This is a genomic window from Clostridium sp. TW13 (assembly GCF_024345225.1).
GTDB classification, from domain to species: domain Bacteria; phylum Bacillota; class Clostridia; order Clostridiales; family Clostridiaceae; genus Inconstantimicrobium; species Inconstantimicrobium mannanitabidum.
On the sequence record NZ_BROD01000001.1, the window covers coordinates 3,147,790 to 3,166,036 of the forward strand.

General features: G+C 30.7%; 12 protein-coding genes and 1 other RNA gene. 4 read left to right on the forward strand and 9 right to left on the reverse strand.

Annotated elements, in window-relative coordinates; all coding sequences use genetic code 11:
* Nucleotides 1-152 precede the first annotated feature (152 nt).
* On the reverse strand, nt 153-2,576 hold the full coding sequence (locus OCU47_RS14815) for a flavocytochrome c (RefSeq protein WP_261829384.1): 2,424 nt from the start codon (nt 2,574-2,576) through the stop codon (nt 153-155).
* 14 nt (nt 2,577-2,590) lie between these two features.
* Entirely contained in the window at nt 2,591-3,190 is a 600-nt protein-coding gene (locus OCU47_RS14820) for an NADPH-dependent FMN reductase (protein ID WP_261829385.1), read from the reverse strand.
* Nucleotides 3,191-3,362: 172 nt separating this feature from the next.
* Here OCU47_RS14820 and OCU47_RS14825 point away from each other — a divergent pair, with 172 nt between their 5' ends.
* The 3 genes from OCU47_RS14825 to murC all read left to right on the forward strand — a co-directional run bounded on the left by OCU47_RS14825 (nt 3,363) and on the right by murC (nt 7,150).
* Nucleotides 3,363-4,310 carry a LysR family transcriptional regulator gene (locus tag OCU47_RS14825; protein WP_261829386.1) on the forward strand — a complete coding sequence of 316 codons (948 nt, stop codon included), beginning with the start codon at nt 3,363-3,365 and terminating at the stop codon, nt 4,308-4,310.
* On the forward strand, nt 4,303-5,241 hold the full coding sequence (locus tag OCU47_RS14830) for an FAD:protein FMN transferase (RefSeq protein ID WP_261829387.1): 939 nt from the start codon (nt 4,303-4,305) through the stop codon (nt 5,239-5,241). The genes OCU47_RS14825 and OCU47_RS14830 overlap by 8 nt, the downstream gene beginning before the upstream one ends.
* Nucleotides 5,242-5,719: 478 nt before the next feature.
* On the forward strand, nt 5,720-7,150 hold the full coding sequence (murC, locus tag OCU47_RS14835) for a UDP-N-acetylmuramate--L-alanine ligase (RefSeq protein ID WP_261829388.1): 1,431 nt from the start codon (nt 5,720-5,722) through the stop codon (nt 7,148-7,150).
* 363 nt (nt 7,151-7,513) lie between these two features.
* Here murC and OCU47_RS14840 read toward each other — a convergent pair whose 3' ends face one another.
* The 5 genes from OCU47_RS14840 to ssrA form a co-directional block, all read right to left on the reverse strand.
* On the reverse strand, nt 7,514-8,254 hold the full coding sequence (locus tag OCU47_RS14840; protein WP_261829389.1) for an exonuclease/endonuclease/phosphatase family protein: 741 nt from the start codon (nt 8,252-8,254) through the stop codon (nt 7,514-7,516).
* A 58-nt stretch (nt 8,255-8,312) separates the two neighbouring features.
* Nucleotides 8,313-9,923 carry a DUF4435 domain-containing protein gene (locus OCU47_RS14845; RefSeq protein ID WP_261829390.1) on the reverse strand — a complete coding sequence of 537 codons (1,611 nt, stop codon included), beginning with the start codon at nt 9,921-9,923 and terminating at the stop codon, nt 8,313-8,315.
* 391 nt (nt 9,924-10,314) lie between these two features.
* A complete protein-coding gene (locus tag OCU47_RS14850; RefSeq protein ID WP_261829391.1) occupies nt 10,315-10,839 on the reverse strand; it encodes a hypothetical protein in 525 nt (174 codons plus the stop codon).
* Between the two features lie 15 nt (nt 10,840-10,854).
* Nucleotides 10,855-13,422 (reverse strand): lipase/acyltransferase domain-containing protein, encoded by a 2,568-nt coding sequence (locus OCU47_RS14855; RefSeq protein ID WP_261829392.1) that lies wholly within the window; start codon nt 13,420-13,422, stop codon nt 10,855-10,857.
* Nucleotides 13,423-13,874: 452 nt separating this feature from the next.
* Nucleotides 13,875-14,228, reverse strand: a transfer-messenger RNA (tmRNA) gene (gene ssrA / locus OCU47_RS14860).
* 159 nt (nt 14,229-14,387) lie between these two features.
* On the opposite strand from ssrA, the gene OCU47_RS14865 reads away from it, so the two are divergent.
* Nucleotides 14,388-15,380 (forward strand): tetratricopeptide repeat protein, encoded by a 993-nt coding sequence (locus OCU47_RS14865; RefSeq protein WP_261829393.1) that lies wholly within the window; start codon nt 14,388-14,390, stop codon nt 15,378-15,380.
* 469 nt (nt 15,381-15,849) lie between these two features.
* Here OCU47_RS14865 and uraA read toward each other — a convergent pair whose 3' ends face one another.
* Together uraA and smpB are read right to left on the reverse strand one after the other, a co-directional pair.
* On the reverse strand, nt 15,850-17,151 hold the full coding sequence (gene uraA / locus OCU47_RS14870) for a uracil permease (protein WP_261829394.1): 1,302 nt from the start codon (nt 17,149-17,151) through the stop codon (nt 15,850-15,852).
* Between the two features lie 465 nt (nt 17,152-17,616).
* Nucleotides 17,617-18,084: an SsrA-binding protein SmpB gene (gene smpB / locus OCU47_RS14875; RefSeq protein WP_261829395.1), complete on the reverse strand. Its 468-nt coding sequence runs from the start codon at nt 18,082-18,084 to the stop codon at nt 17,617-17,619.
* Between the last annotated feature and the right edge of the window lie 163 nt (nt 18,085-18,247).

Consider the following 18,247-nt stretch of genomic DNA (forward strand, 5'->3'; position numbering starts at 1 on the left):
TAGAGCCCACATTGAATACTACTTCAATGTGGGCTCTATATAATATTAGTTTATAAACGATATTTTGTATTAATCTTTTACACTCTTATATTCTTTCTCTAAGTGCTTAAAACAAATATTCCCCGTTCTTATTTTAATTATCTAACCATTAACTATTTCATTTCATCAACTGCAGTTTTACCAGCAATTCTTCCGAATGTAAATATATCAGTTAATGCATTACCGCCAAGACGGTTACCTGCATGGATACCTCCAGCAACTTCTCCCGCAGCATAAAGATTTTTAATTGGTTTATCATTTTCATCTAATACATGAGTTTTAGTGTCTATCTTAAGTCCACCCATTGTATGATGGATTGCTGGCTTTCTAGGAGTAGCATAAAACGGTGCTTTTAAAACTTTTAAGCTAAATGTATCCTTATGGAATTCAGGATCAAAGCCTGCATCAACATATGAATTATATTTATTAATAGTGTCTACAAGAGTTGCTGGATCCATACCAACTTTTATTGCTAACTCTTCTAGTGTATCTGCTCTAAATAAAGTACCTGCTTCTACCTGACGGTCTATCTTTTCTTGACTTGTATTAGCTGCAGTTTTCTTTATTTCATCATCAGCTATAAGGTAGAATAAACCACCTTGCTCAATAGCAGCTTTTGTTAAAACATCTCTTCCAGAGAATTCATTAATAAATCTTTTTCCTTCTTTATTTACCATTACAAAGTTTTCAGGAGGTACTTGAAGTCCGCTGAATAGTTCACCAGTTTCAGGATCAGCTACAGGCATCATTTGAGTAAAGCCCATTCCTGTAAGTGCTGCTCCTACAGTTTTACCAAGTAATATTCCATCACCAGTCATAGCGTAAGAATTAGTAGTTTTTATATCATCATGAATTTCTGCCCAGTAAGTGTTGTATTCTTTTAGCATCTTTGTGTTTGCACCAAATCCACCACTTGCAAGCACTACTGCTTTTGCATGAACAGTTATCTTTTGACCATTAACACCAGTTGCTATAACTCCTTTTATTTCACCATCTTCTATGATAAATTCTTTTACAGGGCTATCAGTAATGATTTTTCCTGAATTATCTTCTACATATTTTGTTAGTGCAAGTATAAATGATGAGCCATGGCTTTTTGTAGGCTTATGACCACGACGCCAAAGTGCACCAACTGGAGCAAATACTATACTCTTATCATACTCAACCCCTATTTCCTCTAGCCATTTAACACTTTCTAAAGCTCTGTCTGTAAGTATCTTTACTAGGTCATATTGTCCGTATATGGTGTTACCATTAAGATCAGTTCTTTTACCACCAAAATATGTTTGCATTCTGTGAAGTAATGGAGAGTCAAATAGATGTCCATGTTCTACGTCAAACTTTTTCTTGTAATCAGAATACTCTTTTCTAAGTGCACGGAAATCATCTATATATTCTGGATGAATTAAGCTCTCATCTGTAGCTAGTAGTTCTTCAATAGTATGTCTTTCTCCTGGATTTTCTTTAAACTGGCTCTGCCACTCTGGATCTGCAGCATTAACAGGACCACCTGAACGTATGGTATTTCCACCTACTGCTGGATATTTCTCAAGAACAATAGCACTTGACCCATTTTGTAGCGCTGTTGCAGCTGCACTTAATCCAGCACCGCCTCCACCTACAACTACTACATCACAAGTGTATTCTTCGTCTTCTTTGATTAGGCTGCTAGCAGGCTTTGGACGTCTCTTAAGTATGTCAGGGTTAACTCCTGCAAGCTTTACTGCTTTGGCTACACCATCTAGTACAGCAGTACTAGTTTCAGAAGCACCAGAAAGAGCATCAACATTTAATGTTTGTCCTTCAATTATTTTATCTGGTATTCTTACAAAAACTACATCTGCAAGTCCTTCTGTTTCACCAGCTGTATCTATATCTATACTTTCTATTCTCTTCTCACTAAAAGATACTTTTATTGGAAGACTTCCACTGTGACCTATTGCATCTACCTCATATACTCCTGGGTTAAAGCTAAACTCTTCTTCTTCGTTAAGCTGATTTGAAATCTTTGCAAAACGCATAAAACGTAAGAAGCATATTTCTAAGAAGTCTATGGTTCTTTCATTGTTTAGATTGCCTTCCTCATCAAATGCCTTATGTGCACTTCCAAGTAAAAACTCATATCCTGGCATTACATTTGCATCAACACCTGGTGCATCTAGGATTTGACGAAGATGTAGCTGTGCACGAGAAGAACCTTGAACATCAAGAGAAGCACCAAGGATCATTACTGGTTTGCCTGCAAGTGGATGAAGATCAAAGCTTAGCCATTCAATTAAGCTTTTAAGACTTGATGGAATTGAATGATTATACTCAGGAGTAGCTATAATAACACCATCACTTGCTGTAATCTTATCATTGAACATCTGTATAACTTCACTTGAGGACTGATTATCAGATTGATTAAACATAGGAACATCTGTAATCTCAAGTATTTCTATTTCTGCCTTTGAGTCAAAGTATTTTTTCATAAACTGAAGTAATTTACGATTATATGATTTTTTCGCACTAGTTCCAACAATTGCTATAAATTTCATTGATATTCCTCCTCCTATTCTTGCCAAGTGAATTTTCTAACTTTTTTATTTAAAACTTTTTCTGCTAAAAGTTTTGATGTAATATCTGTAAATAGAATAAATTCTCTGAAAATTTCATCAAGCTCTGATAGCTTATCTGAATAAATAAGATTTCCTGTGCTATCAAATGCACCCTGTGATTTTCCTAAAAGGAATTCACTGCTTGGCATGATTCTGGCAGCAAGCTCAGGTGAATCAAGTATTTGTCTAAGATGTGCCTGTGCACGGGATGAACCAAGTGTACCAAGAGAAGCCCCCACTATTAAAACAGGCTTGTTAGTAAGTGCTTGACTAGTGTAACTAATCCATTCAAGAGCACTCTTTAAAACTGCAGGTATGGCATGATCATACTCTGGAGTTGCTATTATTACTCCATCTGCTTTAAGAATTTTATCAGATAAATCTGCTACCTTTTCAGGAATATCAGAATCCTCTGGTTCATTAAATGCAGGTAAATCCTTAATTTCATATAGTTCTATCTCTGCCTCATTAGAAAAATGCTTTTGCATAAATTGAAGCAGCATACGATTAGTTGACACGTCTGAGTTAGTGCCTACAATTGCTAAGTATTTCATAGTAATCCCCTTTCTGTATTTCAAATTTTCATAACTTTAGTAATTATTTGATATAATTTTAACATACTAAATATACTATATCTAATAGTTATTTATTGAAGTTTGATAACATATTTGTTATAATCAAACACAATAATAAATAAGTTAATTATTTCACAAAGGGATGAAGCAAATGTCAACATACTACTCTCAGGATATTTTGTATTATATTGATGCAATTTTAAAATACAGTAATTATGGCAAGGCTGCCAAATCACTTTATATTTCTCAGCCTTACTTGACACAGGTTATTAAAAGGGTAGAAAGTCAGTTAAACTGTGAGCTTATCAGTCGTAACAAGCTGCCATATCGATTAACCGAGCAAGGGAAGATATATTATCAGTATTTAACTTCAATAGAAAATAATTATGCTAAGCTGCTTAGGGAAATATCAGCTGTGTCAGATATCGATAACAAGATTATAAAGATAGGAGTACTTCCTAGTCTTGGGACCTACCTTCTACCTCTTTTTTTACCAAAATTTTTAGGTATGCATCCAAACTGTAAAATAGAGCTTTCAGAGGCTTTACCAGAAAAAAATGAAAAACTCACTCAAAATGGTGAATTAGATTTTTGGATTGGGCAAAATTCAAGAAATATTTCTCCAAACTTAAACGCCATTAATTGGGGCAGACACAGATACCGTGCTATTATTCCTCGCTGCTCTGATCTATATCAAAAAGACGTGGCCATTATTCCAGAAGGAACTATCGACATAAACAAGCTATTGTGTCAAAAGCTAGTACTAACTTCCAAGGGTTCTGCTATAAGAAAACAGATAGATCAATTATTAAGTATTTATAAGGTGGAGCCAAAAATCATAATGGAAAGCACCGAAATCAATACTGTACTTAAACTTGCAACAAATAATTTGGGACTGACCTTTATACCAGAAAGCATCGATGTAAAGGAGTGTCCATCTGAATACAATATATATGAAATTCCAATTGATGAGCTGAACTTAGATTATTTTATAGCCCATCACAATGAAAGAAAACTAACTAGTATTGATAAAGACCTTATAGATGCCTTTCTAATTCATGGGCAAAATAATTTCAATATAGGAGAGCAAAATGAATGAATATAGGAAGATAATATATCTTATGGGAACAAAAATCTCTCTCTATATAAAGGGTGAGGTATCTGAAAAGCTTGTAGAAAAGGCTGAAGATATGCTGATTCATTATGAAGAAGTCTTTAGTGCCAACAGTGATAACTCACAGCTTGCGATGCTAAAAAAAACAGCTTCATTGGCTCCACAAAAAGTGGATGAGGAACTGTATGAGCTGATAAAAATAGGAAAAAAACATAGTCTATGTGAGAATACATATTTAAATATTGCAATAGGTCCATTAATAAAATTATGGAGAATAGGTTTTAAAGAGGCACATGTACCAGAGAAAGAAGCTATAGAAAAGGTACTAGAACTTTTAAAGCCTGAAAATATACAACTAGATGATGAAAAAAAGACCGTGTATTTCTTGAAACAAGGCATTGAGATAGACCTTGGAGCTATAGCTAAAGGCTACTTTGCTGATAAAGTCATGGATTTATTTAAGGAAAATGGGGCTGTTTCAGCTATGGTAGATATGGGCGGTAATGTTCTCGTTTTTGGAGAATCACCATCCGAAGGCGGTGACTGGAATGTGGGAATACAAAATCCGTTTCTACCAAGAGGAAATGCGGTGGCACTTGTTAAAATAAAAGATCAATCCGTTGTAACCTCAGGAATATATGAGAGAGTGTTTGAAAAGGACGGAAGTAAATACCACCATATATTTGACAGCAAAACAGGCTATCCAATAAAAAGTAATATAGCGTCTTTAACTATTATTGCTGATAAATCAGTAGACTGCGATATATATACTACAAAATTGTTTGGATTAGATGCTGCTTCAATTATTCATAGAGTTAATAGAATTAAAGGTATGGGCGCTGTTGTAATAACTGTGGATGGAAAACTAGCCTATACAGATAATCTAATAGGAAAAATATATCCATTAACAATGTAATATTCCAAAAACACAACCGCCTGTAAGTAGCTATTAAAGCTACTTACAGGCGGTTGCGTATTTTATGGTGGAGACGTTGAAATCCACGCCTAAATCTATATATTATCATGTATACCTGATTTCGAATTGTGTCGATAACTTTTATACAATCTTTACCATCGATGAATTCTTGTTTTATTGTATCATCATGTCAGCATAATAGTAAAAGTAATATTTTATTTTCTATCTTCAATATCATACCCTCTTTATCTAATAAAAAAGTAAGCTTTAAAAAATACTGCAATTTTATTTACTAATACCGTTATATAAAGTTTATTATCAATTTAGATATTAATGGGGAATAATAGTAAACCTATGTTATAATTAACTTAAATTTGTAATTTAATGTGAAGCTACTTTATGTCAACTAGATAGCAGCACAAATACTTTTTTAAACCTAGTCTTAATCTAAATAATGTGATAATGGGAGTGAATTATATTGAAAAATAAAGTAAAAGTGCATTTTATGGGTATATGCGGGAGTGGAGCTGCACCTATAGCAATTATTGCAAAAAACAATGGGTTTGACGTGTCAGGATGTGACTTGAATGTGTCAGGGTATTATAAAGATGCTCTTTTAGCAAATAATATAGATATTTTAAAAGGTCATGATTTAAGTCATATAGATGATATTGATATCTTAGCTATATCACCTGCTATTTTAGATATTTCACCTAATCATCCAGAAATACTGGAAGCTAAAAAAAGAGGAATTTTAATGACATGGCAGGAGTTTTCAGCTAAATATGTACAGAATGAAAAATTTGTTATTTCCATTGCAGGTACACATGGTAAATCTACAACTACAGTATTAATGGGACTTGTTTTGGAAAATGGAGGACTAGATCCAACTGTTGAAGCTGGAACAACCTTTAAAAATTGGGGTGGTGGATACAGACTAGGAATGTCAAATTACTTTGTATGCGAAGCTGATGAATTTAATAATAACTTTTTAAATTACAGCCCTTCAGTAGCTATAATAAACAATGTAGAAATGGATCATCCAGAGTTTTTTAAGGATATAAATGAAGTTAAGGATTCTTTTAAAAACTTTATAAAAAGGCTTAAAGGCCCCAAGATTTTGATTGTTAATGAAGATAGTTTAGCTATTAGAGAAATATTATGTGATTTAAAAGACTGGTTAAATGAAGAAGGAGTAAAAGTTATCGGATATTATATAGATAATAAGCTTGAATTTCCTTTTGACATGGAGTATAAAGCAGAACTGAATTCAAATACCCCTGAATATTCATCATTTAAAGTAATAAATGATGATAAAGAAAATATTTTCAAACTCGGATTGATAGGTAAACATAATGTGGAGAACTCTTTAGGAGTATTAATTACAGCGTTAGAGTTAGGGGTTGATATAGATTCAATAAAGAATTCCTTAGAAAATTTCAAAGGAATAGGAAGAAGACTAGAATTGATAGCAGATGTTAATGATATTAAGATTTTTGATGACTTTGCTCATCATCCTACAGCAGTAGCAGCTACATTGGATTCAGTTAAACTTAGTTATCCAGGAAAAAAAGTTTTTGCTATTTTTGAGCCTCATCAACTTTCAAGGGCAAAACTATTTTTTAATGAGTTTGCTGAAGCATTAAAGAAAGCAGATAGAGTTATCATTACAAAACCTTTTTTAGGACGAGAAGCAAATAAAAACATAGAACCAATTAATTTTAATATGTTATGTAATAAAATAGATATAAATAAAGCTGAATATATAGAAATCTCTGATCAAATATGTAGCAAAATCCTTAGTGAAGCTAAAAGCGGAGACATCATTATAGTTTTTGGAGCAGGTGAATCCTATAAATTATCTAAAGAAATTATTAATGTATTAAATAAAAAGGATATGATCAAGTAAAATGTTGATGTGATTTTTAAAATAATAAGGTGTGTAGTAAGTTATGTAACTCAACATAATTTATCACGCACCTTATTTGTTTTAATTCAATATAATTTATAAGAGTTCCAATATAGAATAGTAGTTATTTAATGGCTTTAGAATGTTATAATAGTAGGGTTTACCTTCCACCAACACCTTTATCTAACTTTACTAAAAACCCCATTTACTTATGATACGGTTCTCCGTATCAGTAGCAAGTGAGGTTTTTATCTATCATACAAACTACAATCTGTATCATTACTTGGATGAAAAGAATTCAATTTTTCAATCTAATAGTTTTATAAACCTGTTAACTATACGAACAAATCATTCTATCCACCATTATTTTCGGTTAATTATAATAGCTGAATGGTCTGTAAACCCATCTTTTCCTCTAGTGTCATCCACAATCCTTATATTGTACGAATCCCATGAATCATCAGATATCAACGCATAATCAATTCTCGAACCTTCTTCCCCTTTTTTGTACGTATAATGATTATTGAGCTTATTATTTTCAATCCATAAATCTACCATCCCTACAGATAATAATCTATTAAATAATCTTTTTTTCTCAGTGCCAGGAACATATACATTTAGATCTCCAACAATAACTATATCTTGTATTTTTTTATTAATTCCATAAAAGTTTAAACACTTATAAGATACAATATTATTAATCACATCAATTAAAGATTCCCAAAAAGGAATAACAGATGAATCTTCGCATGCTTTATTGCCTATAGGAGCATGTATTCCTATTATTAAATCAGTAACAATCTCATTTTTTTTAGTCCTAGATTGTAGCAAAAAAACTGTCCTATTCTTTTGTGATAATATAAAAGGTTGCAATTCTATATTCTCAATATTCTTTTCGTTTTTTACAATAGCTATTGTTTTAAAACGTGCAGTATCTGGATAATACGGTGCTAAACACGTCAGTTTTTTATTCTTTAATTCTTCGATTCCTGCATTTGTAACTTCATGTAAAAAAACAATATCATCTTCACCATGTAAATATTCATTTATAAATTTAATTGTATCATCGCAAATCTTCTGATTAATATTTAAAGATGTAATCAACTTTTATTCCTCCTCACCCTAATCATTCACAATTAAACTGCTTGTGATAAAAAGATAATTATCTTGGTATATCGGCTGGTAAATATACTGCAAGAGCAGCTATAATATCTTTACGTTTATCTCCCTGCAGCAAAGCATTAACTGTTGAACAGTACGCAGCATCTTGAAGTCCGAAAAAGTGTCCTATCGTCTTTGCAATGTTCTTTTCATTGAAAACCTTGATAACTTCCTTATAATCATTGCTGTATAATGCAGTTCCAAATTTTGCTTCTTGGTCTGCCTTTATTTGTTCATAATTAATAGATGAAAGGAGTGTATTCAAAGAGTTCTTTGCCTCCGCTTCATTTTTCTTAGAAATCTCAGCACTCATGAGTTTATACTTTATTTCAGCAACAACACTCTGGCATATCTGCCCATTTAGTTGATTGGCAAATCGTACGTTAATTACATAATTCTTAATTTCAGCAAGCACCTCATCGGGATTTTTCCCTAAATGAACTGCCATGAAATGTAGTAACTCTTCCACTAAAAACAAGTTTTCTACTTCTGCAACTTTTATAGTAAATATATTGTCTGTTTTATACTTCTCAATCTCATAGTCTGAACGAAAATCTCTATCAATAATCCCGAATACATTGCAGTGGTGCAATACAGAGCTATTCTTGAATGCTTTTGTGCGTGCTATAACTTGTGAACAGCCACCACATGGAATCACATAGTATTTAGGATAAAGTGCCGTATAAAGTTGCGTATCATAGCTACTCTTTTCACCTTCAACAAATAGCACATTTTTTCTGCTGCCCATAATGTCTAAGAGCAAGTCCTCTGGAAGTTCATTATTTTCGATTCTTACAAGAGTCCAATTAAGACCATCAAATTCGCGTATCCATATTTTATCTGCATGTTTGTGCATGGCAGCAAATTCAGTATCATGTGTAATATAGATGAATAAACAATCAGACCTATACCGTTCCAAGGCTAACCACAAGCGGTTCATTATTGAATGATGAAGATGTATTTCAGGCTCGTCCATTATAATGGTTTTATTTGCAGTGATACATAACACTTGAGACGCAAGATATAGGACAGCTCGTTCACCATCGCTCATTTGTGTTGCGGAATACACCTGTTCATTGCCACTTTTTTCAAAAACTGCATAGAATTTAGAATCATCAATCCTTAATTTTCGCTGTGGAAATACTTCATTCCATATGAACTGAAGCCTATCAATAGATGTAATTGGAGTTTGCGGTTTCGGCTGATTCATCTGTTCAGCTTTCCTACATTCAGCAATATAGGCATCATTTTCATTGTTTTTCATAGCAATCAAAGCAGCAAGAACATTTTCAAAATCATCCATCATCTTTGTCGTAAAGGACTTTCCCCAATTCCAACGAAAGTTTTTCTGGTTTCTTTGAGAAGGGTCTTCTGACCCATAAAAAACTAATGATTCAGCTTGTGAGTAACTTTTGAGAGATATATTTTCATTAAAATTAAGATTTCTTTGAGCTCCAATACGATGGACATTTTCAAAGCTTTGTTGCTCAATCCATGCACCAAGCTTACTTTTCCCTGACCCATTAGCACCAATTATAATTACTGAATTTGAAGTAGTTCTACACTCAACTTTATTTCCTTGTTCATTTGGTAGATAATATTTAAAATCCATATTAAACTTCCTTTCTCCATGATTTGTTTAAATTATGCTCATTTTCATTACTGATTCAAACTTCCCATTATTGCTAAAATGCCACCTACTTAAATCGTCAAATTACTACTTATCTATCACTAAAAAATTGTTTTCCTTTCTTATTATAGCCTTTTTTGTTAATTAATCATTACTTGTAATACTGTATTTTCCCCTATAAAAATAGCCTTAACCAAGTTATATCAGTGCCTAAGGCTATAAACCTCATTTACTTATGATATGGTTCATTATGAACAATCCTAAATCCAAACAAATTAAAAAACCCTCGACATTTCTGTCGAGGGTTTCAATGGTGGAGGCGAAGCATGACCTTTAAAATCCACCAAATTTTTTTCTTAAATTTTATAAATAATCATTGTTTCATTGAATGTATGACTATATTAAATCTTATATTATTATAATTACTTTCTAAATGCTTTAACAAAGTCGTTTTATCAACATTAGTATTAGGATATTTTAATCTCAATATTACCTTGCAACACAATAATTTTTTATCATTGTACAAAACTATATTCACATTATTGTAAATATTTGTATATCCATCTAACCACTTAGTAATATCATTTTCTATATCAAAATAATATATTTTATATATTATTTCTCTTTTTAAATATTTTATCAGATCTTTAATAAATACATAAAATGGAATTATTAATGGACTAAAAATTACTTTACTCCAAAATATGCTTGGTTTAAATATATAATATATAATTATATTAATAATAACAATTATGCATGGTGCAATTATTACTAAAAGTTTTATAAATCCTCTATAGTCAAACATACTTAATTTATTTTCTTTTCTAATTTTCAAATAAATAAGTATTGATATTATTAATAATACAATATTAATACCTATAATCAATTGACCATGCATAACCCTCACCCCTTCTTAGTATTTTATTTCTATTTTACAAGCACGAAGTAATGTATTTTCTTCATTATCAATATAAATTAAAAAGTATATCGCGTTATATTCATATTCATACATATCTGGATTTAATTTTAGATTTGATAAATGCTTTTTTATCTTTTCTGATGATATATTATAATTATATCTATTATCCTTAATACTATATTCTATACAATCCAAATTAGTAAATTGCGTTGTCTCCGAATTATCTTCTACTGCTAAATATATCTTTAATTTAAGGCCTAATATTTCTTTAGTAGAATTATTTGAGAAAATTGAAAATTGTTGTTTAAATTCATTTTCGCTCAAATTAAAGTATTCACTCATATTGCTAAACATAATTCTATATTCTTTCATTTTATCTATATTTATTGATATAGTAGAATTTTCAAATTCCAACGAATCAGCATCAGTAACTCTTTCATTAGTTAATACTTTATAACTCTTTTTTACACCATTTCGAATGACTTTAAATCTTTTAAAATCATTTAATCTTAATAATTTTAAAAACTTTTTTAATTCACTTAAAGTTGCCTTAGAGTCAATTATAAGATTTAATAACTTTTCATCTACTATAAATGAATCACTTATTAATGTTCCAAATGAGTCTGTAACCTTTAACTTAACTTCTCTCATTTTATTTTTTATTTCAATATAATTAAATAATACACCATCATTATCATTAAATAAAAATTCTACTTTAGGTACTATCAAATTAAATTTTTCTAAATCCTTACTTTCATTAAATTCAGTGATTAACGTATACTTTTCTCGTCCCATCTTCACCTTTAGAAATGGTAATCTATCATAATTGCTATCAATATGATAGATATATATTTCATTTATCAATTCAACATTTTCATATTTATCTGTAGAATATATTTTTATTAGATTATCTCCTAATTTTAAATCAAGTAAATATTTTTCTTTTTCTGAAATACTTTTAACATTTTCGCAATTTACAGAATAAAATGTATCTAATACATCATAAGTTCCTTCTATTACTTTATCAACATATATTTCAACATTCCCAATTGCTAAATATTTATTTGTATCTACTTCTACAATATTTTCCCCAATAAAGTTATATTCAGTTTTGGGTAATATTATATTTTTATTACTTTCACTTTGACTTTCACCCTTTAAAATTATTCGTGTGATTTTTTTCTCTCCATCTCCAAATAATTTTACATTACAATTATCAAGTTCATTATTAATTATTACTTCAGCATTTTTTGAATAATCCATATTAAATGTTTTAAATTTCGCCACATCGCCTATTCTGCCATTTTTATATTCCTCTACAGCTATTGATACCGCACCTTCTTCATATGCTTGAACTAATAGTTTATTTGAAGTCAAATCATTTTTATTATTAAATATAAAGTACACATCTCCATCTATATATTCTATATTATCACTTTGACCTAAGAGCAATTTAAGAAAATTATCAGTATTTACTTTTGATAAATCGCCATATATCATTTCACCATTTTCATCTATTAATGAAACATTTACCGGACAAGCTACTCTTACAACTTTTCCCTCAAATCCATTATCAAGTATCTCTTGATACGTTTGAAGATGTAATTTATCATTAATACATTCCATAGAATTACTTTCAAATATAATTTCTCTTAATATTTCTTTTACCTGACAGTTAGTTGGTAATGAAGTATGTTCACTTTTTATAAAATATTTATATTTTGTATCAGATATTGCACTAAATAATGGTACTGTACCATCACCATCTCCATGTTCTCCAAAAACTTTTGCTCCTACGTCTCTTATACTTGTTAATGTAGGCTTACTATATCCTATTATTTCATGATGCTCAATCCAGTTAGGTATATTCTCATTCATTTTTTCATATAATTCACTTAAAATTTTATTATGATTAAATCCATTTTTTCTTAATATATCAACATATTCTTTATAAATATCATTCCAATCTTTGTTTGCTATAAATCCTTTATTTTCAGTATAACATTTATTAGGTAACAATTGATATACACTTGGTAATTTAGGTATAGTGGATTTAAACACATGTGGCATATGTACTGCTCCTATACCATACTTTAATTTAATATATGCTTTTGGTGAACCCTTCCAAGGAGTTCCAATAGTTATTAGTTTTTTTACCTTTTTAATATATTCATTATCTTTATTAAGTAATAAAAATAATTTTGAAAGTATCCCTCCCATACTATGCGCTACTAAAATGACTTCATCGGCACTAGTATCAACAATTAACTCCATCAATTCTTCCATAGTATTTGCATCAAAATTATTCTTTCTCCAATCATAAGGAAATCTATCAACTTTTAAATCTGATCCTGCTTCTGTTATAAATTCATACAATTCATTATATGTTCCTTTATCAATTGAATCAGTTGTAATTTTATCTGTTGCAATATCACTTAAATTTCTAATTGCAACCACTAATCCTTTTACAAAAAACTCCATTTCAGTTGGTGGCCATATTGGACATTTTCCATAATTTAAATTACTTCCTAATATTCCAGGTATTATTATTATTTGCTTCATTTGTTCATCCCCTTTAATAAGCAAAAAATTATTTATTTCATTACTAATTATATAACATAATTGTATATTTTTCTTGTTCTGTTACAAAATATATTTTCATCAAACAAATTAACAAGAATCAACTTACTTTAACATAAAACTATTACTATATCTTTCAAAATGCTGCTTCTAACCGTGACTACTCTTTTTCTATTTTTAAGCAAAAAAGCCACATTGAACGTTACTTCAATGTGGTCTTTAAATCCTAATACTTCTTTAACAAAATTTTTTATCCTCTAGAATATTTATGCTGATTACATATCCACTAAATTCTAATAATAACATTATTAATTTACCTTAACGATATTTAGTTATTAATATTTATTTTAAATGCTATGCTACCCGTAACAACAAAAAAACACGACCACCCGTAAGCAGCTTTTAAAGCCACTTACAAGCAGTCGTGTATTTCATGGTGGAGGCGACGGGTATCGAACCCGTGTCCGAAAGCAGATCTGCTTGACTTTCTCCGAGCGCAGTTGCTATTTTAACATTCCCTCCATAAGACTCCTAGCAACGAGATTCTTACTTCAGTAGCTTCATAAATTCCGTTCTTAGGTCAAAGCTTTCCTAAGCTCGGTTCCCCACTAATTGACGCCCTATCCTAAGTCGTGGGACTCTCAGGTAGAACGAAGCTGCCTAAGCAGCTAATGCAAAATTATTTTCTTCTGCGTTTACATTTAGTGCATAGCTGTTCATAGGGTTCCATGCTTACCCTAGCTCGCTTATCAAACCTACCTCACCCCCGTCGAAGCCAAATCGCCCCCATGTATGGTGAATCTATAAGTTTAACGCATTTGCATCTATATTCAGTTTACTTCTCTAGTATATATGATTTAAATTTTATAGTCAAGGTTATGAACTGTTCCTTTTTTTACTACTAAAACATAATATAATATATAATAAGTTTCGAGGTCAAAGTTCTAATGAATGATTCATTGTTGATTTATACAATTATAGTCTTGCTTATTTGCTTGATTCTATCTGGCATAATACTAGTGTTTTTAAGAAAATTCTCTACTAACCAAAAGTTTTTGATGAAGAAGATTATTTTCCTTATTAACAAAAATAAGTTAGATGCTGCAAGCAAGATGCTTACCAAGTATATTGATGACATCCCAATAAATTTCTACTACGGCCAATTAATTTACATCTTGGTAGAACAAAATAAAAATGACCAAGCTATAGAAAAATGTGAAGAAGCTTTAAAATTAAATCCAATTTCTTCAGAACTTTATAACAATATTGCTTGGTGCTATTTTGAGGTTCAAAGGTACAACGATGCTATTTTTTATGCTGATAAAGCCATTGAACTCACACCTGCTGACCCCTATCCTTATGTTAATAAAGGCAATTCTTTAATTGAAATTTATAAATATAAGGAAGCCATAGCTGTTTTTAACCAAGCTTTAGAGTACAATGAAAACTTCCCTTATGCTGTTTCTGGACTGGCTATCTCTTTATATTTAAACGGAGATTATGTGGAGGCAATTCCTTATTTGAAAAAAGCTTTTGAATTTGAAAAGACCAATGTAGGACTATTAAAATATCTTGCTGACAGCTATTTCGTTGCAAAGCAATATGATAATTGCATAAAGAGTTATGAAGATTTGCTTAAGACTGATGGAGAACATCCTTGGGTGTATTGCAACTTAGGTGATTTGTATTGTTACAAATGTGATTTTAATAAAGCCATGATAAACTTTGATAAAGCAATAAGCTTAGATCCAAACTTTGCTGCTCCTTATTACTACAAGACAAGATTATTATCTCTTTTTAGAGAGAAGGATGAGGCCCTTAACTGTCTTCAAAAAGTAGTTGAAATAGATCCTGATTATAAGCAGATTGCTCTTAATGATCCTACCCTAAACAATATTAAATTTTACTCAAAATTTAGAGAACTTGTAGGTTTACTTTAATTTAAATTATGCACAAATCCCCTGCAAGCGGCATTTTTCCTATAAATATTTATATATTTTTATTTTTAAATATGTATATAGTTAAATTTTTATATATTTGCAAAATAGAATAATAGAATCTTTGAACAGCTCATCTAAACATCACCTTTCCTCATCTAGAAATGCTTGTACCTATGAGCATTGAAATATTATGCTCATTTAAAATATATAAAGCTCCTTGAGATTTGCTTGTTTCATATTTATGAAACTAACAATCCCAAGGAGCTTTTCTCATGTACCTTTATATCTAATCGGTGGGCAAAAATTATTATGTGGTTTCACCACAGCTGTAAGGATATTTTTATATTTTTATCATAATTTATATATTTATCTATTTTATATTTTTTATATCTATTGGTTTTATACTTATATTTTATATTTTCTATATCTATCTTTTTATCTTCTTATAAGTATATTTTTATTTTATTCTCTATTTCTCGTTCATTATTCCAAGCTTTTCGAATAAGATTAATATTAGGTTTAAGCCTATAGCTACTACTGAAGCTAATCCCATTCCTTTTAATTGGAATACTGTTCCCATTCCTGCTTTTGTTATATCTATTGAAATTCCACTTAGACCAACTATCATGATTACTGATACTAAGATTAAGTTCTTTGGTTTTGAGAAATCAACCTTTTCATCAACAAATGTTCTTATACCTGATGCTGCTATAGTACCAAATAATAATAGAGAGATTCCTCCTATTACTGGTGTTGGTATTGTCTTAATTAAAGCTGATAGTGTACCTGAAAAACCAAGTACTATTGAAAGTGCACCTGCACCCATTATTACATATGAACTGTAAACCTTAGTTATAGCCAATACTCCTATGTTTTCTCCATAAGTTGTTGTTGGTACTGAACCAAATAATCCAGATAAAGCTGTTGAAAGTCCATCTCCTAAAAGTGAACGATGTAGACCTGGATCTTCTGCTAAGTCTTTTCCTACAACGCTGCTTGTTACAGCTACGTGTCCTATATGTTCTGCTATTACAACTAATGTTGCTGGTAAGATTACCAGTATACATGTCCAGTTCATTTGAGCCATCTCAAACTTTGGTAAAGATAAGATGTTTGCATTTAAAACTGGTGTAAAGTCTACTAGTCCAAAGAAACATGCTGAGATATATCCTACTACTACTCCGATTAGTATAGGTATAACCTTTAAAAATCCTCTAAATACAACTGTTCCTATAACTACTGTTGCTAAAGTAATCATTGATACTGCAATCCAAGTTGGATTCATAACCTTTGTGTTAGCTCCACCTACTGCAAAACCTGCCATATCTGCTGCTGTTGGTGCAAGCTCAAGACCTATGATTGCAACTACTGAACCCATGGCTGCTGGTGGAAGTACTTTCTTTACCCAGCCTACTCCTGTGTAGCCAATTATTATTGCCACTGCTGAGAATACAAGACCTGCCACAAAGAAACCTGATTGAATCTGCGCAAAGCTAAATCCTTTTGTTGCAAGCAATGTAACTGGTGCAATAAATGCAAAGCTTGAACCTAAGAATGCTGGTATCTTTCTCTTTGTTATAATTCCATATAAAATTGTTCCTACACCGTTGAAAAATAAGACTGTAGCTGGATCAATATGAAATAAGATTGGTACTAATACTGATGATCCGAACATTGCAAATAAATGTTGGATACTTAATGGAATGGCCTTACCTAGAGGCACTTTGTCTGCAACATCGATAACTTCTTGTTGCTCTTGAAGTTTTAACATTTTTATATCCCCCTTTTTAGTCTCACAGGACTAATTTAAAGTTATTAAATTAAACACACTGGAAATAATATTCTTAGGCATATATATACTTATTTATGTTTTGAAGATGCCTTAAATTAATTAAGTTTTATTAATTAATTTTAGTATGAATCATCTTTCACAATGCACATAAGATAAAGTTCTTTATCAAGGATAGCACAACCAAAAACATTTTTCAATCTCTTTAAAATAAATTTATTTTTAAGCCTGCAAAATAATTAAATCGTTTAGAAATAAATGACAAGTTAAACTAACTTAACATATAAACTTATCTACTCTTTAAGCCTGAAAAATAAATAAGGATTATAAATCTTTAGCCACACCTATAAAACTATGGTGCAACCTCAATTCATAATCCTAATCTATCAGTCATCTTGAACTTATTTATTTTTTGAAGATGCCTTATATAATTACAGTTCTGATTTATTATCTAAGTCTTTCTTTCATTTGTCTTTCGATGTCTCTCTTATGAGCTTTTTCAAGCATTGCATCTCTCTTGTCGTAATTCTTCTTACCTCTGCATACGCCAAGATTTACTTTAACCTTACCTTCTTTTAAATATAAGGCTAATGGTATAAGCGTTAGACCTTCTTGCTGTACAAGACCTGATAACCTTCTTATTTGATCTTTATGAAGCAATAACTTTCTATCCCTCAAAGGATCTACATTAAAAATATTTCCTTGTTCATAAGGACTTATATGCATACTTCTAATAAAAACTTCACCATTTCTTACCTCTGCATAACAATCTTTAAGGTTGGCTCTTCCTGCTCTTATTGATTTAACTTCAGTTCCAACTAAAGCTATACCTGCTTCCATGCCTTCCTCTACAAAATAGTCATGTCTTGCTTTTCTATTTTCAGCTAAAGTCTTATTACTCTCTCTTTTTGCCATTTCTCTTCACCTACCGTGATTTACTGTTGGTTAAATTATATATATTCTTTAATAAATAAACTACATATTTGTATATACCGTACTTGCTATAAATGTAGAACACTATTTAGAACTTATATATCCAATATTTATTATCTAAAATTATAATATATATACAATTTAA